The organism is Streptomyces sp. LN549, assembly GCF_043203805.1.
Lineage (GTDB): Bacteria > Actinomycetota > Actinomycetes > Streptomycetales > Streptomycetaceae > Streptomyces.
In genome coordinates this window covers 90886-106013 of record NZ_JAZHRI010000002.1, presented here as the reverse complement: position 1 = coordinate 106013, position 15128 = coordinate 90886, and the positions used below count along the sequence as shown (strand labels likewise).

Genomic DNA, 15128 nt, shown 5'->3' with positions numbered 1-15128 from the left:
GCCCCCTGCCCGGCGCCCCCGCCCTCCGGCTGCCCGAGATCGACCGTCGTGCGGGAACCCGTCGCACGTACTTGCCACGAATCGAGGGGGCCTCAACGCGAACCGGATCACGAACCACGTCCGGATCCGGCCGGCTGTCACCCAGGTGCGCTCCGGCGAGGAGAGGCTGATCACGAAGGGGCGGTCAGTCGATTCGCCTATCGTCAGCTGGATGGATCAAGGTGAACTGATAGCAGAGTTGGAACGGGCGGGTCGCGACCAGGAGTTGACCGCGCGAGTTGTTCGTCGCCTGGCCGAGCCCGGTGCTGCCGCCGCCCCCGGCCTGGTTGCCGCGCTGGGCACGGTGAGCCGCCAGGCGATGTGGGGCCTCCGGGATGCCCTGCGCCTCATCGGTCCCGCTGCCTTCGACGCAGCGGTGGCGGCACGCGCCAGGGCCGAGAAGGTGCCCGATTGGTGGGAACTCGGGCATGTGCTGCGCGGCTTCGACGAGCGGTGCTTTCCGCAGTATGTGGCCGCGCTGTCGCACCCCATGAAGGAGATACGGCAGCAGGCGCTGTGGGGTCTGCAGAATCTCGGCGAGTCAGCCGCCTCTGCCGTTGTGGATGTCATCCCGTTCCTCGACGACGCCGACCGCTACACGCGCTACCAGGCCGAAAAGACAATCCGGGCCATCGGCGGACAGGCGGGCCCGGTGCTGCGGGGCATCCGCCGTGAAGGCCCCGCCCACCTGCGGAGACACGCACTGAACGCGCTGGCCCTCATCGGCGGCGAGGCCGAGATCGATGAGCGGGACCGACGCGCCCTGGAGCGGCTCGTCCGGATCAAAACAGCCCAGGACATCCCGGAAAGCCTCCCCGAGCACCGCTGGCTGGCCGTCCCCGGCGAGACATACGAGGGCCTCTTCGCTGCCATGGGGCTGCACGACAGAAGGCCCTGCACGATCTCGATGGGCTTGGCCGCGATGGAGGACGACGTAGCCCTGGTGGCAGGCCCCGACGGCACGAAGCGGCCGGTGTACCGGGTGTTCGTCACACCGGAACTGGACGGCTGGCGGCTGGTCTACGCCGACACACCGCTGTGGGAGATGCACTGGGACGTCGACGGCCTGCTCGGCAGGGTAAGCGCCGCATGCGGTCAGGCGCAGTTCTTCTTCCAGGACGACCACAGCGACTCGATGGTCTGGGCCCTCGCCGTCGACGGCGTGGTGCGCCGCAGGTACTGGCGCTACGGAGAGCCGGAATGGCTCGGCGAGCCGCTGGACTGGGAGGACCCCCTCGGTGCGGACCCGGACTTCGACCCCGATGACGACCACGAACCGAATGCCACCCAGGCGTCCAGCGTCGACCGTGCCGCTCGCAAGCTTTCCCTCGACCCGACCGGGGTCGGCGAGCACACACCCACGCGCGGCCACGGCTGGCTGGCGGTCACGGAGGAGGGCGTGGGTCACGGACCGTTCACCGGAGCGCTGCGCATCTAGTGCTGTGAAAGAGCTGTGTCGTCAGATGGCCAGGGGCAAGGGTGGACCTCGTCCGCCCGGTGGCCCGCACATCCATGTAGGCGCTGGACCGCTTCGGCCGAAGGCGCCTCGGAGAGGCAGTACACGGTGCCGGATGCCGGATCCGCCCATGCCTTCTCGATCGCGATGTCGGCCTGATGGACCTGCATCAGTTGGCCGGCCGTGATGTTCTTCATCCCGTGGCGGACGTACATGAACTGAGGCATGGTGTCGCACTCCCTCTCGGTATACGGGGTGGGAGGCTCAGAGGTGGCAAGGTACGGGTCAGCTCTCGTTCCGCTGTCGAGGCGTTCCGGAGAGCGAGAACAGTTCAGCCTGCCGCCTCAGTACTGTGACTCAGCATGACCGATACCGAGATCGAGATCACCGCAGACCTGGTCCGCGACCTGCTGCAGGAGCAACATCCAGACCTTGCCGGGCTGGCCATCCGCGAGGTGGCGGGCGGCTGGGGCAACCAAATGTGGCGCCTCGGGGACGAGTTGGCCGTACGCATGCAGCGCATGGACACCACCCCGGGGCCCCAGCTCAAGGAGCGGCGGTGGCTCCCCGTGCTGGCCCCGCGTCTGCCGCTACCGGTGCCGACCCCGGTGCGGTTCGGGGAACCGTCCGAGCGCTTTCCCAAGCACTGGACGGTGATGACGTGGGTTCCCGGCGAGCCGCTGGACCACGGCTCGATCAGCCGCGGCAACCACGCGGCCGACACGCTCGCGGGCTTCCTCCAGGCGCTCCACGTGGAGGCGCCCTCCGAGGCACCGAACGCTACGGACCGCGGTGCCCATCCCAGGAACTGCACGGACGGCTTCGAGAACTTCTTCCAGGCCGTTGCCCCCGACGACGTCGCTGCCGACGTCCGGGCCGTCTGGGACGACGCCGTTGCGGCCCACGCATGGGAGGGCCCGCCGGTGTGGGTGCACGGCGACCTCCATCCTGCGAACGTCGTCGTCTCGGACGGAACGCTCTCGGGCATCGTCGACTTCGGCGACATGTTCGCCGGTGATCCGGCGTGGGACCTCGCCGCCGCATGGGTGCTGCTACCCGCGGGCACGGCCTCACGGTTCTTCGACACATACGCGCATGCTGACGAGGCGGCGATCCGGCGCGCCCGCGGGCTGGCCGCCATGAAGAGCCTCTTCCTGATGCTCATGGGGCAGAACGGAGATCGGGGTCTTCCCGGCGGCAAGCCGAACTGGGGACCTGCGGGTCGGATGGCACTTGACCGTGTTCTCAAGGGTGTTTGAGGCACGCTTCTTCGAACCTGTTCTCGATCTTGGTCGAGGGCCATGCGGCAGCCACGTCTTCGTGGGTTCATCGATCACGACGCGTGGTGGGGATACCAAGGTCCACGGCCGTACGCTGCCCGTGGCCCCGATCGAGCCGGCGGAGCTTCTCCTCGGCGCCAGCCAGCTGCCGGTGCACTACAACGGGTAGGACCACGGCTTCCGCGGCTATGTCGACCAGCCCGTGACCGCCCGCCACGCGTTCGGCCACGGGCTGAGCTGCACGACGGTCGAGTAGGGAGGGGTGGGGCAGTGGCCCCCAGCGCAATGGAGCACGGCCACGGCGGTGGTGGCGGTGGCCGTGCCCCATGAAGAGGAGCCGGGTCGACAGCAGGTCAGACCCGGTCGGCGGCGATGAGGAGGTACTGGAAGGAACCGTCCCTGTAGGAGTTGATGAAGGCGTCCTCGATGCCCGTCACCAGCGAAGACGTGGCCCGCAGCTCCCAGTAGGGCAGGGTGTCGGGAGTGAGGTCGATGACGGCTTGGGGCACGAGGCGGTTGTCGGCCATGGCCCGCAGGTACTCCCGGCGTGAGTGGATGTTGCACTCGAAGTGCGCGTTGATCTGCGAGACCCACTTCGAGGGCTGGCCGTACCGCGGATTCCAGCAGCCGGTGATGGTCACGTAGCGACCGCCGACCGAGAGAACACGAGAGTGTTCGGCGAAGAGGTCGTCCAGGTCGACGTACATGCTCGACTCGTTGTTCCACGAGGCGGCGGCCGACCCGGTCTCGAAGGGCGTGGCGAGCATGTTGCAGACACGGGCGCGGACGTGATCCTGGATGCGCAGTTCCCGGGCGCGGCCGTTGGCGAATTCGGCCTGTTTGGCCGACAGCGTGACACCTTCGACCTTGCACCCGAAGCGCTGGTGCGCCATCACCATCGAACCGCCGCGGCCGCAGCCGGCGTCCACCAGGGTGTCGTCCCGCCCGATGTCACCGAGATGCCCCAGCAGGACGTCTGCCTGGGCCGACTCCAGTCGGTGGAGCTCGGCGATCAGCCTCTTCTCGCTCGCGCTGTCCGCGGTGTTGCCGAGCGCCTCGTGGTCGACTTCACCGATGCCGTAGTGGTGGTGGTAGAGGCCGTCGACATCGCCGAGACGCAGGTTCACGGGCCTGGCCTCCCCGTCCCAGTAGCGGGCGATGTCCCCCTGGTAGGGCGTCGTCGGACCGGGAATGCGCAGGGTGGTGGCGGTGAGTTCGGTGTGGGTCACAGATGAGTCCATTCTCTTACCAGAAGTCGGGCAGGCTGTAGCGGTAGGTGTTGGACCGGTGCCAGTGGTGGTTGCCGTCGACCCAGGCGGCCACGCCCCGGAGGAAGCGCTGCACGCTGGGCACGGGGCACGCGATGGCAAGCGCCGCAGCTTCGGTCTCGAAGTCGTGCATGAGGTCGTTGTGGACCTCGACCGACTTCAGATAGGCGTCCCGGTCGGACAGACCCTCACGCTCGGCGATGACGACGGGAAGGTTCAAGTGCTGGCCGGGAGCGTCGAGTTCCTTGGTGTACGAGTACAGGTCGTTCACGATCGTCGTCGCGTTTCCCGCGAGAGCGATGACCTTCTGCATACCCGCCAGGGCATGCAGGTCCGCGGGCAGTTCGTACCCGCCGACGGTGTCGGTGATGGTGGGGCAGGGACGGAAGTTGTTGAACTGGCGCATCGCCAGGTACTCCCACACCTCCGGGACACGGTCCAACTGGGCCCAGGCCGCTTCGGCGAGGTACCCCATGTGCAGCCGCGCCATGTCGTGCCGTAGCCGGTCGGCCTGGGAAGGGCCGGCCTCCCGGACGAAGTACTCCATGGCCGAGCGGTAGGCGCGTCGAGGAGCGTCCGCGTGGAGCGACTTCGACCACTGCGGCTGGTACTCCTCCGTCGTGTACAGGGGGTCGAGGGCGGTGTGCGCCAGCAGCAACCGTTCACCGAGGCCGACGGGCGAGCCGCCATGGTCCTCGCAGTAGCAGTCGTCCACCGCGTTCTCCGCCACCATCAGCCGTGTGGCGAGCATCAGATGGTCGACGGTGGGCGCGTCCGGATGACAGCCGACCATGTACCGCCCCACGGAGAAGCCGTCGAACTGGTCCTCCCACTCCTCGGGATACAGGGCGACCTCGTCCAACGCCCATGCCTTGATCCTTCGGCTGACTTCCTCGACCCGCACCGGGTCGGGCTCCGGGATCGGGTGGTAGTACAGGCCCGGGACCGGCCGGCCCTCCGCCGTGTCCACGGATGGCTCCGAAGGCGTCGGCGGCTCCTCCCGCCGGAAGAGACGGAGGCCGGCCGTTCCCAGGCCGCTGGGACCGCGCAGGATCCGTTCCAAGCCGGTGTCCGTCGCAGGTACCCCGCGCGGCGGGGCGTCGGGAGGAACCGGCGCGGGTGTGGAGACCGAAGGCGGTGCGGGCGGAAGAGACGCACCGGGCGCGCCGTTGACGGCAGCTTTGATGTCGCCGGCCCGGCTCGCGACATCGGACAGTACGTGCGCCCCGAAGTGGGAAGCGGCCTCCGACAGGTGCGATTGCGGAGGTGTCAGCTCAGGTGCGGGCATCCATGGCTCCTCGGTGGGTGGGCGGCTGTCCTGAAGCCCTCCGGGCACATGTGACCGGCTCAAACGGCTTCGAGGGCGTCACACATGTCTAGGCGGGCCGGAACCGCTATTTGGGCCAGCGCGCGATCTGAACGTTCTCCAGCACGCCGACCGCGTCCGGCACGAGGATGGCGGCGGAGTAGTAGGTGCTGACGAGGTAGGACATGATCGCCTTCTCGTCGACGCCCATGAAGCGGACGGACAGACCCGGTTCGTACTCGTCCGGGAGTCCGGTCTGATGCAGACCGATGACGCCCTGGTTCTCCTCCCCGGTACGCATGACGAGGATCGAGCTGGTCTTCTCCTTGGTGATGGGGATCTTGTTGCAGGGGAGGATCGGGACCCCGCGCCACGCAGGCACCTGCTGGCCGCCGAGATCGACGTGGTCCGGGTACAGGCCGCGCGAGTTGAACTCACGCCCGATCGCCGCGATGGTCCGGGGGTGTGCGAGGAAGAACTTGGAGCCTCGGCGGCGACACAGCAGTTCGTCCATGTCGTCCGGGGTCGGCGGGCCGGAGTGCGGCTGGATGCGCTGCTTGAAGTCGGCGTTGTGGAGCAGGCCGAACTCCCTGTTGTTGATCAGCTCGTGCTCCTGGCGCTCGCGCAGCGCCTCGATGGTGAGCCTGAGCTGCTCCTCGGTCTGGTTCATCGGCCCGTTGTAGAGGTCGGCGACCCTGGTGTGGATACGCAAAATGGTCTGGGCGACCGAGAGCTCGTACTCGCGCGGATTGAGCTCGTAGTCGGCGAACGCGCCGGGAAGTTCGTGCTCGCCGACGTGGCCGGCCGACATCGCGATCTCCGCCTCGCCGCGATGGTTCTGCCGGTGGCGGGAATGCGATGCGAACTCTTCGATGTGGTCCCGCAGACCTGGAGCGGTGGACAGCACGGCTGCGAAGTCGGCGCGCGACAGGGTGAGCAGGGTGCCCGAGGTCTCGGCGGTGGCTGTCTGCTCCCACCGGGCGTCCTCGTCCAGCAGCGCGTTCTCCCCGAACCGGTCGCCGTCGGCGAGTACGTCCAGAACGACTTCGTCGCCATAACTGCCGACGGTGGTCTGGCCGATGCGCCCGTGAGCGATCAGGTGGAGCTCGTCCGCAGGCGTCCCGCGCTCGACCAGCGTCTCTCCCGTACGGAAGTCTCGTTGGACGCACCGATCGGCAAGGGCTGTCAGCACCTCCACGTCGTCGAAGCCGCGCAGCAGGGCGAGTTCGCCGAGCTCACGGGGGATCACCCGGACTCCGGCACCGTCCTGGACGAACTCCACGATCCCGTCGCCCACGGTGTACGTGAGGCGGCGGTTCACCCTGTAGGCGCCGCCCTTGGTCTCCACCCAGGGGAGCATCCGCAGCAGCCAGCGAGAGGTGATCTCCTGCATCTGCGGGGCGGACTTGGTCGTGGTGGCGAGGTTGCGGGCCGCAGCCGTGCCCAGACTGGACTGCTGGGGCAGTTCCAGTCGTACGTCCGAACTCGGTTCAACAGTCATCGGGCAAGCTCTCCTTGGTCAGGGCGGCGACGTGCGTATACGGACGCGGCCGGGCAAGAGGAGGAAAAGGGTTGTAAGGACGGGAATCCGTCCAGATCCACGAGAACCCTAGAGGCCGTCCACTGCCCGGGACCAAGGAAATTCGGCGACATTAACTCGATACGATGATCGCGTCCGCGCGATGTTTGGCCGGGTACCCACGGGATTGAGCCGCGCTCCACGGTGCGTCCTCGTGAGCGACTGGAGAGGTTCCCGCGCGGGGCCGGTGAGCCGAGGGATGGCGCAAGCGCCGCACAGCCGGACTGTCGCGGGACAGTCGGGGCCGGTCGGGGCGACTATCCGTGGCCGTCACCCTCCGCAGCTATCACGAACGGCCTCGCTGCACTACGTCGGAAACGCGACAGCGATCATTCCGACGACCTGACCAGGTGTGAGATCCGCGATTGCGCGGCGGACACCGTCCTGGGTGGGTCCTGTCGTGATCGCTTCGGCGCCGCCCGATGATCGGGCTGCGCGGATGCGCGAACTGCAGGACAGCCCCGGTTCCGCTCCGCGTTCGCCCCCGCAGCCCACCGCCCTCGCCGGTACAAGGGGAGGTGTTGCGCGCGGGGGCACGGCGAGTGCGGTGGCCTCCGGTGTGGAAGCGGGCTTGAGAGCATCGAGGTGGTGGGGGAGCGGTGGCGCCGTGCACCGTACTGGTCGAGGTCGAGAGCGTCCTCGTCGTGGCTGAGGTGGAACGCCTGCCGGGCCATGCACTGGAGGATGTGAGGCCCGAGTGCTTTGTCGTCGACTTCGGCTGCGGCGTGCAAGCGGTGACGAAGAGTCTCGCCGCGACGGAGCCGAGGTCGGCGACTGCGGAGAACAGCAACCTGCCTGTCTCGGCTGTGAGCGTTAGTCGGGCAGGGGCACGCGGATAACAGGATCGAAGGGGCGTTTGTTGAACCCGCTGCGCACGTTGCGGCAGCTTGGCGCCTTGCACATGAAGAATTCGTCGACGTTCTTCCGGCCCGTGCGGTTCTTGAGCCAGGCCTTTTCGTTCCCGGTGAGGGGGCGGTGCGGTTCGTCGGAGTCGCAGGTGTAGCAGAACTTGACCGCTGGTGGCACGACACCTCCTGGAACAGGGCGGATGAGCCGAGACTGGAGCATATGAGGGCGTGGTGGGTTTCTGACAGAGGCCAGCCGGTCGACTCCCGGGTGGCGACGTGCCCAAGGGGACGCCAGCAGGCGAACCTGCAGACCACGCCCTCGGCCGGTCCCGTGGCGGACTGACCACAAAGATTCACACCCTGGCTCAGATGCCCGCTGCCGACCCTTGGCCTTCGTGCTCACCGTCGGACAGGCCGGCGACGCACCCGCCTTCGCACACGTTATGGCCCGCCTTCGCGTTCCTCGGCGGCGCCGGATGTGGTGCTGGCCGACAAGACATCCCACGCGGTAGGCGTCGAGCTGCCGCTGCGATATGTCCGACTGGGGGCTGCGGGAAGGCGATTGCTTCGTCAGAGGTGTGACCGTTCTGGAGGCAGTGAAACAGCATGCCCATGCGGTTGAAGAGGTTCCGCTGTGCCGCGACGTGTCGTTCGCAGGCTGCTCGTCGGCGGCAATCGGCGCACGCTACGGTGCCGGCGCCCGGCACCGCTCGAAGTGATGCCGCCACGAGATCCAGGTACCTCATGTGCCCCATGCAACTCGTCACATAACCTCGTGCGGGGAGACCTCACATGATGGCGTGTGATTCCACTTCGAGGAGGCGAAGGTGACCGGAACCGGCGTGCGGTGGCGTGCGGGCGCGCTGATCGTGGCCTGCGTGCTGCTCGTCGGTCCCAGCGCGTCGAACGGTGCCTGCGTCGCCAAGCCGTTGCCGGCTGACGCCCCCAAGGAGGTCGTGCCGAACCGCGTCATGACGTGGAACATCTGCAATCCCTGCAAGGGGAGCGGCCAGAACGTCGGCCGGGCGGCGGAGATCGCCACGTACGCGCCTCAGGTCATCGGCCTGCAGGAAGCGTGCGTGGGTGATGTCGAGAGGATCAGGGATCATCTGCAGTATCTGTACGGGCTGGTCTACCACGTCGAGTACGGATCAGTTCTGCAGAGTTGGAGCCGCTGCGGGGGAGTGCCGTGGAGTCCGGGGGGCTTTGGCCAGGCAATCCTCTCGGCCGCTCCCATGACCGACCATGTGAACGTGGAGTACCCCGACGGCGGTTCCGAGGACCGGGGGTACATGGCCGTCACCACCCTCGTGGACGGCCGGCCCGTCCGGGTCTTCAACACGCACCTGGCCCAGCGGAGTCAGGAATCAGTCCGCGCGAAGCAGACCGGCGTACTGGCGAAGGCGGTCGCCCGGCATGACCGCACGATCGTTCTCGGTGACTTCAACGCGGTGCCGGATGCCGCCGAACTCAACGGGATGTGGGGCCTGGCCGCGGACGCGGACCCCGAGTGCGGTCCCTCGGCGGCCGGTATGTGCGATCCGACCACCGATTGGCGCAGCAAGTTCGACTACATCTTCCTGCGCGGCTTCGCCCCGCTCGAGCAACGCGTGCATCTCACTCCGTACTCCGACCACGATCTGGTGCGGGCCGATCTGAGGCGGGCGTAGCGAGGTCCAGCGCTGTCAGCGGGTTCTGGAGAGGACGAGCACCTACAGGCAACCCGCGCAGCCTCGGCCTTTCTGTCCCGGAGGCGCGGTTGCGCTTCGAGACGGAACGGCACGAGATCGGTGTCGGGCCGCGGCGCCGCCTGCTCATGGTCGACGACAGGCCTGCCTTCGAGCTCAGCTTCTATTGTGGAACGTGCCCGTTCAACCTGGTCCGGCGGGGCCTGTATCGCCTTCACCGTGACGTGTTCTCCCTCCTGATCGTCGGACATGGCGCCGTTCTTGTGGGTGAGGTAGTCGGCGCGCCTGCCAATTGCCACTACCGACTCATTGCGTTCTCAGCTTGCGGCTCCTGGCTCGGTTCTTCGCGATGTTTCGAGTCTTCCTTCTGCGGCCTGACTCGGCGAGCAGGGCGAGTACCGCCAGCGACGTCGCCTCCTCGGCGAGGAAGCGCTGCATCCAGTCCGAGACCTTCGCCAACTCGACCGGTGTCGGCACGTGACCATCCTCGATGGACAGATGGAACAGCCAGTCGTGGATGCGGCGGCGGATAAACTTGCGATACCCCTCCGTTTTGAGCTCGTCGATCTCTGGCAGTAGTTCGGCCGACCACTGCCAGAACTCGCCAGGTCCGGTCACCTTCATCGCGACCCTGTCCACGAGGGCGACCACCGCCGACTTGGACACGATCTCGATGGGGTCGCGCAGGATCGTGGCCACGATCGCGCGGTCTCGGTCGCGGCTCCGCGAGGAAGCGGTCATCAAGACGACGCGTCGGTACGCGGACCATCGGACATGCTCGTCCGCGACTGCATCGTCGACGTCCACGTCGAGGATGCCGGCCCCCGCTAGCAACTCGGCCACATCGGAATGCAATGTCATCGCTTCTTCCTTTCTTGCAGAGCCGGACTCCACATCGCGGGCATCGTCCTCCGGTCCGCACGCTGATCCAAACGAACCGGCCTGAGCGAACTACGCTGGCACCCCCTTCCCACCGCCCAGGGAGCAGCGTGCCGCCGTACTTCGCTCATCGGATAACCAAATACAACCCCGCCGACCGCGACGAGCACGGCCGTTACAACGGCGCCGAGGACACGATGAGCGACCACGGGCCGGTTGAAGCGGCCTACTTGGATCACCGTGCCCGCGGTTGAGCGGGTCATCGATCATCGTGGTGTCCCCGGTCATCTGAAGAGAGCACAGATCACAGCCTCGTCCTGCCCACACTCGTCTGGGACAGGACACGTGTCGTCGATGTCGTCGCCGTATGTCTCGACGAGCTGCTGGTAGTCAGCGCGCAGTCCTGTAACCCATGGCGCGTTCGGGCCTGCATCCAGTTCCACCGCGGGCGGCAGACAAGCGAGTTGGGTGCACCGGAGCAGGAACAATGCGGCTCCCGCAGCTCACTTCGGCGCTTATCAGGGTGTTGCGCGGGTCGTGCTGGGCGTGTGGGACGGCAGCGGTGTCGACGGGGAAACAGGCGCGGTAGTGTGTGGGAAGCGTCGCGTGCCGGTGGCAGACCGTGTCAGGCATGGAGGCGCCGGATCGAAGGAGGACGACGATGTACTCGTTGCACCCTTCCCTCTCGCGTGGCTGAGCGCGAGACGACCAGGCTCGTCGCCTGGAGTCAAGAACTCCGCCAGGTGCACCGCCGACTACGGGAAGCGTTGTCCGTGACCCGCGCCTCCCTTGCCGACGGCACTCCCGGTGAGGCGGCCACACGGGAACTGCTGCTGTATTGCCACGGCTTCTGCACGGCTCTCGACGGTCACCACCAGGGCGAGGACCGTACCCTGTTCCCGGCCATCGCGGCTGCGCACCCCGAGCTGCGCCCGGTGCTGCGGTCGCTTGAGCAGGATCACTCGATGATCGGCCACCTGCTCGGCGGTCTTCGTGCCGCGGTCGACCGGGCCGCGCCGCCTGAGGAGCTTGACCATCACCTCGAAGGCATCGCCGCGCTCATGGAGAACCACTTCCGCTACGAGGAGCGGCAGCTGCTTACTGTGCTCGAAACCCTTGAGTTGGCAGCCGCACCCAGTGAGGTGCTGGGCCCGATATGACCCTGGACCGGTTCGGCCTGCGCGGCAGGCCCGTGGTCACCTTCGCAGCGACATGGTCGTCGCGGGTCAGTCCTCAACGACGCGGACCTTGTCCTCCTGCTTGACCTGGGCCACCACCGTCGGCCGCCGCAACAGGTCGCTGGTGACGGGGGCCGCGACATTCTCGTCGGTCGCGAGGTGGTGACTCGCGCCGACCTTCTCCAACGGGGTGACGGGCTTGACGACCTGCCGGCCGGTCCGGCGGTTCGCCTCGTCCAGCGTCCACCGATTCTTGCCCTCGGGCGGGGTGAGGATCTGGCGAGACGCTCCTCCTCGTCCGAGATCCCCGCAGGGATCTTGTGGACGGTGAGGGACACCCCCGACACCCGGCGGTCCTTCGGCCATCTCGATTCGGTCCACCTGGCGTCCTTGATGCGAGTACGACACTCCGATGTCCTCGGCCAGGCGGAACATTGAGTCCTTGACCGTGACAAGCTCGTCGGCTCGCTCCTGGCCCCGCATTCACGGACCGGCTCCACTTCGAGTGCGTAGTCACCGATCGGGAACTGGATGCGGCTGGCGGTGTCTCGACCATTTTCCGCAGTTCAGCCACGATCTCCGCATGACACACCGCCGCGAGCAGTGAACGGCGTTCGACCGCCGGTCCACCCCGCCCCCCCACATGGCCCCGCACTCGGCCCGGCCGGCGGCTCGCGGCGGAGGGCGCGCTGGGGGTCGACCCTCGATTGGGGTCTGGCATGATCGCGCGGTGAGTGATGCGAAGCTGCTGGCCGTGGAGGCCGTTGAGTCACATGTCCGGGCGTTCTTCGAGGGGCATTCCGTGGAGGTCGTCGTCCACGACCTGGGGCCGGAACGGCGCGAGGTCGTGCCAGACTTGCGGGTTCTCGTTGTCGGCCCCGGTCCACGCAGCGATAGCTGGGCCTATGTGACCGCCGGGTGCTGGGCCGCCATGGAGAAGGACGGTCATGGGCTTGAGTTCGTCATGACCGCCCACGTCCGCGACCACCGGTTTATCGACCTCATGGCCATGATCACGTACTACCACTGCGGTGGGCATCAGCTCGACCTGGAGCACAGCATGCCGATCGGTGAACCATGGGTGCCGGGCTCGACCTGCGACCACCTGCTGATCAGCCTGCCCTATCTCCACGGACCTGACCTTGAACACTGTCCGCTGCCCGGGGGGCATGCCCGCATCCTGTGGACCTTGCCTGTGACGGCCGCCGAAATCGGGTTCCGCAGGCAGCAGGGTCATGAGGCGTTGGAGCAGCTCTTCGACGAGGCGGAGATCATTCCCACTGATCCTTTCCGGGCATCGGTCGTGTGAGGCGACGGCCGAATCACTTGTCGAAGTACGCAGTGGCTCTACGGCCTGAGCGAAGGACAAAGCCACCGTCAGGTGGGAAGCAGCATGGATCTGCAGGGCCATTCCTGAGGGAGTCACAGGACAGAAGCGGCCGGGCCAACCGAACGTCTCGTCGGCTGTTGGTTCCCAGCACGCGGAGACCTAGGCCAGACACACACCAAGATCAGCCATCACCGAGCGCGCGACTCACGGGGGAGCGAGCCAGAGCCACTGGTCATCAACGAAGCAATGGTTTTCCCTCGACCTCGCTCGTGTCGAACCGCGGGAACGCCTTCTCGGACTTCGTGAGCCGGTACGTCTGCGTGCTACACCCTGCTCCGTGATTGATGTTGCCGACAGCGCCCTTCCGGTTGAGCATGATGAGCAGGGCGTCGCACCAGCCTCGAAGGCCTCACCGCCGCGTGGATTTGCTATCGGAGTCACCGCTCGGCGCCATCCTGTCGCACGGCTGTCCTTGCCAGAATCCATCGCAGAGCAACGCAGCATGGCCCGGGTCACCGACCTGCGGGGCCTGCCATCCGGCGAAGGAGAAGCCCATGTCCGACCGTCAGCAGACCCTTCGAGGCCGCGTGGCCGTAGTGACCGGTGCGGCGCGGGGTATCGGGGCACATGTGGCGGAACAGCTGGCTCGCAAGGGGGTACGAGTTGCTCTGCTGGGTCTGGAAGGGGAAGCCCTTCGCGAAGTGTCTCAGTCCCTGCCCATCGAGGGGCGCTGCTGGGAAGTCGACGTCGCCGATGAGGGCGCCATGGCGCTCGCTGCCGCTGAGATCCGCCAACAGCTCGGGTCGCCGTCGATCGTCGTCGCCAATGCCGGCATTGCGGAGGGCGGTCCTTTCGTCGGTTCCGACCCTGCCACCTGGCGACGAGTCGTCGAAGTCAACCTCATCGGAAGTGCTGTCACCGCACGAGCCTTCCTCCCTGACCTGCTGACTACCCACGGTTACTACCTGCAGATCGCCTCGCTCGCGTCCATCGGCGCCGCTCCGATGATGAGCGCCTATTGCGCCTCCAAGGCCGGTGTGGAGTCCTTTGCCCACGCGTTGCGCGCTGAAGTGGCCCCTCGCGGGGTCGCCGTAGGGATCGCATATCTGAACTGGACCGATACCGACCTGATCCGCGACGCCGACCAGCACGCCGTCCTGCGTGAACTGCGGGCGCACATGCCTCGGCCCGCACGCAAGGTCTATCCTGCCGCCGACGTGGCCGCTCGCCTCGCCGCCGGCGTCGAAAAGCGATCGGCCACCGTGTACGTACCGTCATGGCTACGTGGCGTACAAGCGGTGCGGGCGGGGCTGCCCCCCGTCGTCGGCCTCTGGTCCCGTCGCACCGTGCTCGGCACCGAGTTCTCCTCCACCGGGCTCCTGGGGGCCGGCGGGCGCGCAAGTGGCGCCGCCGGTGCCTAAGGGCTGTCCCGCAATTCCTGGCGGGCGCACGACGACAGCTACGGCACCTCGCCGCGTTGTCGAAACACCCGAATACATCCAGTATGCGGGCGCCTCTCCGCCTTGCGATGCACCGCATCTGACGCCGCGCGCTGATCCACCAGGAATTGCGGGACAGCCCTTAGCGGCTCTCCCTGCGCTTCACCGAATGTGCCTCACTCCCTGGCCGGTCTGAGGAGAGCACTGGCTTCGCGGGGCCTCAGCCAGCCCCCGTGTGCCCGGTTCACCGGCCGACGAGCGGCGAATCCGTCGTAGACCTGCCACAGTGGGAAGGAGGGGTGGTTCCGCGGAGGGCGGGCACGCGGACTGCTGTGAGTGAATCCGTGCTTCGGAAGGAGGATTCATGGCTGTACGTCACCGACTGATCGAACGTCCTCCGCAGGACGTCTGGGCGGTACTCGCAGACGGCACGCGGTACGGCGACTGGGTGGTCGGCACATCCGAGACACGGCCCCACTCCGGTGCGTGGCCCCAGGTCGGCTCGAGCATCGCTTACACCGTGCGGCTCGGACCGTGGACAGGGTCGGGGAGCACGATCGTCCGGCGTTGCGAGGCACCTTTCGTGCTGGAACTAGAGGTCGACAGCGGATGGCTCGGCACCGCGCGAATCGCCGTGGAGGTACGACCCTGGGGTGAGGCCGCCCTCGTCCTCATCGACGAACACCCCCTGCGAGGACCGGGCGGGAAGCTGCACAACACGGCTGTCGACGCCCTGATCCAGCTGCGCCACCGCTCCATGCTCGCCCGGCTGGCCGAAGTCGTCGAGCACTCCCCGCGACGCGCATCCGCGGAGATCTGACCCCCATCCCTGCGGGCA

At 67.3% G+C, this 15128-nt stretch carries 16 protein-coding genes and 3 pseudogenes; 11 read left to right on the top strand and 8 right to left on the bottom strand.

Annotated elements, in window-relative coordinates; all coding sequences use genetic code 11:
- The first annotated feature begins 211 nt into the window (after positions 1–211).
- On the top strand, positions 212–1477 hold the full coding sequence (locus SH922_RS00580; RefSeq protein ID WP_393053217.1) for a HEAT repeat domain-containing protein: 1266 nt from the start codon (positions 212–214) through the stop codon (positions 1475–1477).
- Here the strand turns inward: SH922_RS00580 and SH922_RS00575 are convergent.
- The gene (locus tag SH922_RS00575) at positions 1474–1722 is read right to left on the bottom strand and encodes a nickel-binding protein (RefSeq protein WP_393053215.1); all 249 of its coding nucleotides are present in this window, start codon (positions 1720–1722) and stop codon (positions 1474–1476) included. The two genes, SH922_RS00580 and SH922_RS00575, sit on opposite strands and share 4 nt — an antisense overlap.
- Before the next feature lie 135 nt (positions 1723–1857).
- On the opposite strand from SH922_RS00575, the gene SH922_RS00570 reads away from it, so the two are divergent.
- Both SH922_RS00570 and SH922_RS00565 read left to right on the top strand, forming a co-directional pair.
- Positions 1858–2754, top strand: a complete 897-nt coding sequence (locus SH922_RS00570) for an aminoglycoside phosphotransferase family protein (protein ID WP_393053213.1) — start codon at positions 1858–1860, stop codon at positions 2752–2754.
- Positions 2755–2815: 61 nt separating this feature from the next.
- On the top strand, positions 2816–2944 hold the full coding sequence (locus tag SH922_RS00565; RefSeq protein ID WP_393063829.1) for a hypothetical protein: 129 nt from the start codon (positions 2816–2818) through the stop codon (positions 2942–2944).
- Positions 2945–3128: 184 nt separating this feature from the next.
- Here the strand turns inward: SH922_RS00565 and SH922_RS00560 are convergent, their stop codons facing one another.
- From SH922_RS00560 to SH922_RS00545, 4 genes are all read right to left on the bottom strand, one after another.
- On the bottom strand, positions 3129–4004 hold the full coding sequence (locus SH922_RS00560; protein WP_393063424.1) for a geranyl diphosphate 2-C-methyltransferase: 876 nt from the start codon (positions 4002–4004) through the stop codon (positions 3129–3131).
- A 16-nt stretch (positions 4005–4020) separates the two neighbouring features.
- Entirely contained in the window at positions 4021–5331 is a 1311-nt protein-coding gene (locus tag SH922_RS00555; RefSeq protein ID WP_393053210.1) for a family 2 encapsulin nanocompartment cargo protein terpene cyclase, read from the bottom strand.
- Positions 5332–5437: 106 nt separating this feature from the next.
- Positions 5438–6850, bottom strand: a complete 1413-nt coding sequence (locus SH922_RS00550) for a family 2B encapsulin nanocompartment shell protein (protein WP_393053207.1) — start codon at positions 6848–6850, stop codon at positions 5438–5440.
- 891 nt (positions 6851–7741) lie between these two features.
- Complete coding sequence (locus SH922_RS00545; protein WP_393053204.1) at positions 7742–7954, bottom strand: hypothetical protein; 213 nt, start codon at positions 7952–7954, stop codon at positions 7742–7744.
- 122 nt (positions 7955–8076) lie between these two features.
- Here SH922_RS00545 and SH922_RS00540 point away from each other — a divergent pair.
- The 3 genes and pseudogenes from SH922_RS00540 to SH922_RS00530 form a co-directional block, all read left to right on the top strand.
- Positions 8077–8204, top strand: a pseudogene (locus SH922_RS00540) (IS5/IS1182 family transposase); the annotation flags it as partial.
- Between the two features lie 150 nt (positions 8205–8354).
- On the top strand, positions 8355–8495 hold the full coding sequence (locus SH922_RS00535) for a hypothetical protein (RefSeq protein ID WP_393053202.1): 141 nt from the start codon (positions 8355–8357) through the stop codon (positions 8493–8495).
- Between the two features lie 108 nt (positions 8496–8603).
- A complete protein-coding gene (locus SH922_RS00530) occupies positions 8604–9446 on the top strand; it encodes an endonuclease/exonuclease/phosphatase family protein (RefSeq protein ID WP_393053199.1) in 843 nt (280 codons plus the stop codon).
- A 324-nt stretch (positions 9447–9770) separates the two neighbouring features.
- Here SH922_RS00530 and SH922_RS00525 read toward each other — a convergent pair whose 3' ends face one another.
- Positions 9771–10325: a hypothetical protein gene (locus tag SH922_RS00525; protein WP_393053196.1), complete on the bottom strand. Its 555-nt coding sequence runs from the start codon at positions 10323–10325 to the stop codon at positions 9771–9773.
- Between the two features lie 128 nt (positions 10326–10453).
- Here SH922_RS00525 and SH922_RS00520 point away from each other — a divergent pair.
- Together SH922_RS00520 and SH922_RS00515 are read left to right on the top strand one after the other, a co-directional pair.
- Positions 10454–10579 (top strand): annotated as a pseudogene (locus SH922_RS00520) (RNA-binding protein); the annotation flags it as partial.
- A gap of 453 nt (positions 10580–11032) precedes the next feature.
- A complete protein-coding gene (locus SH922_RS00515; protein ID WP_393053193.1) occupies positions 11033–11503 on the top strand; it encodes a hemerythrin domain-containing protein in 471 nt (156 codons plus the stop codon).
- A gap of 66 nt (positions 11504–11569) precedes the next feature.
- Here SH922_RS00515 and SH922_RS00510 read toward each other — a convergent pair whose 3' ends face one another.
- Both SH922_RS00510 and SH922_RS00505 read right to left on the bottom strand, forming a co-directional pair.
- Positions 11570–11887 carry a DUF6192 family protein gene (locus tag SH922_RS00510; RefSeq protein WP_393063423.1) on the bottom strand — a complete coding sequence of 106 codons (318 nt, stop codon included), beginning with the start codon at positions 11885–11887 and terminating at the stop codon, positions 11570–11572.
- A pseudogene (locus SH922_RS00505) lies at positions 11842–12021 on the bottom strand (RacO protein); the annotation flags it as partial. The pseudogene SH922_RS00505 and the gene SH922_RS00510, both read right to left, overlap by 46 nt.
- A gap of 230 nt (positions 12022–12251) precedes the next feature.
- On the opposite strand from SH922_RS00505, the gene SH922_RS00500 reads away from it, so the two are divergent.
- From SH922_RS00500 to SH922_RS00490, 3 genes are all read left to right on the top strand, one after another.
- Entirely contained in the window at positions 12252–12830 is a 579-nt protein-coding gene (locus SH922_RS00500; RefSeq protein WP_393053191.1) for a suppressor of fused domain protein, read from the top strand.
- Positions 12831–13405: 575 nt separating this feature from the next.
- Complete coding sequence (locus SH922_RS00495) at positions 13406–14272, top strand: SDR family oxidoreductase (protein WP_393053188.1); 867 nt, start codon at positions 13406–13408, stop codon at positions 14270–14272.
- A 382-nt stretch (positions 14273–14654) separates the two neighbouring features.
- Complete coding sequence (locus SH922_RS00490; protein WP_393053185.1) at positions 14655–15110, top strand: SRPBCC family protein; 456 nt, start codon at positions 14655–14657, stop codon at positions 15108–15110.
- Positions 15111–15128: the final 18 nt, after the last annotated feature.

Coding starts and splice junctions, on each gene's coding strand:
- SH922_RS00550 (WP_393053207.1), bottom strand. CDS start 6,850: ATGACTGTTGAACCGAGTTCGGACGTACGACTGGAACTGCCCCAGCAG.
- SH922_RS00495 (WP_393053188.1), top strand. CDS start 13,406: ATGTCCGACCGTCAGCAGACCCTTCGAGGCCGCGTGGCCGTAGTGACC.
- SH922_RS00580 (WP_393053217.1), top strand. CDS start 212: ATGGATCAAGGTGAACTGATAGCAGAGTTGGAACGGGCGGGTCGCGAC.
- SH922_RS00490 (WP_393053185.1), top strand. CDS start 14,655: ATGGCTGTACGTCACCGACTGATCGAACGTCCTCCGCAGGACGTCTGG.
- SH922_RS00570 (WP_393053213.1), top strand. CDS start 1,858: ATGACCGATACCGAGATCGAGATCACCGCAGACCTGGTCCGCGACCTG.
- SH922_RS00510 (WP_393063423.1), bottom strand. CDS start 11,887: ATGGCCGAAGGACCGCCGGGTGTCGGGGGTGTCCCTCACCGTCCACAA.
- SH922_RS00555 (WP_393053210.1), bottom strand. CDS start 5,331: ATGCCCGCACCTGAGCTGACACCTCCGCAATCGCACCTGTCGGAGGCC.
- SH922_RS00525 (WP_393053196.1), bottom strand. CDS start 10,325: ATGACATTGCATTCCGATGTGGCCGAGTTGCTAGCGGGGGCCGGCATC.
- SH922_RS00575 (WP_393053215.1), bottom strand. CDS start 1,722: ATGCCTCAGTTCATGTACGTCCGCCACGGGATGAAGAACATCACGGCC.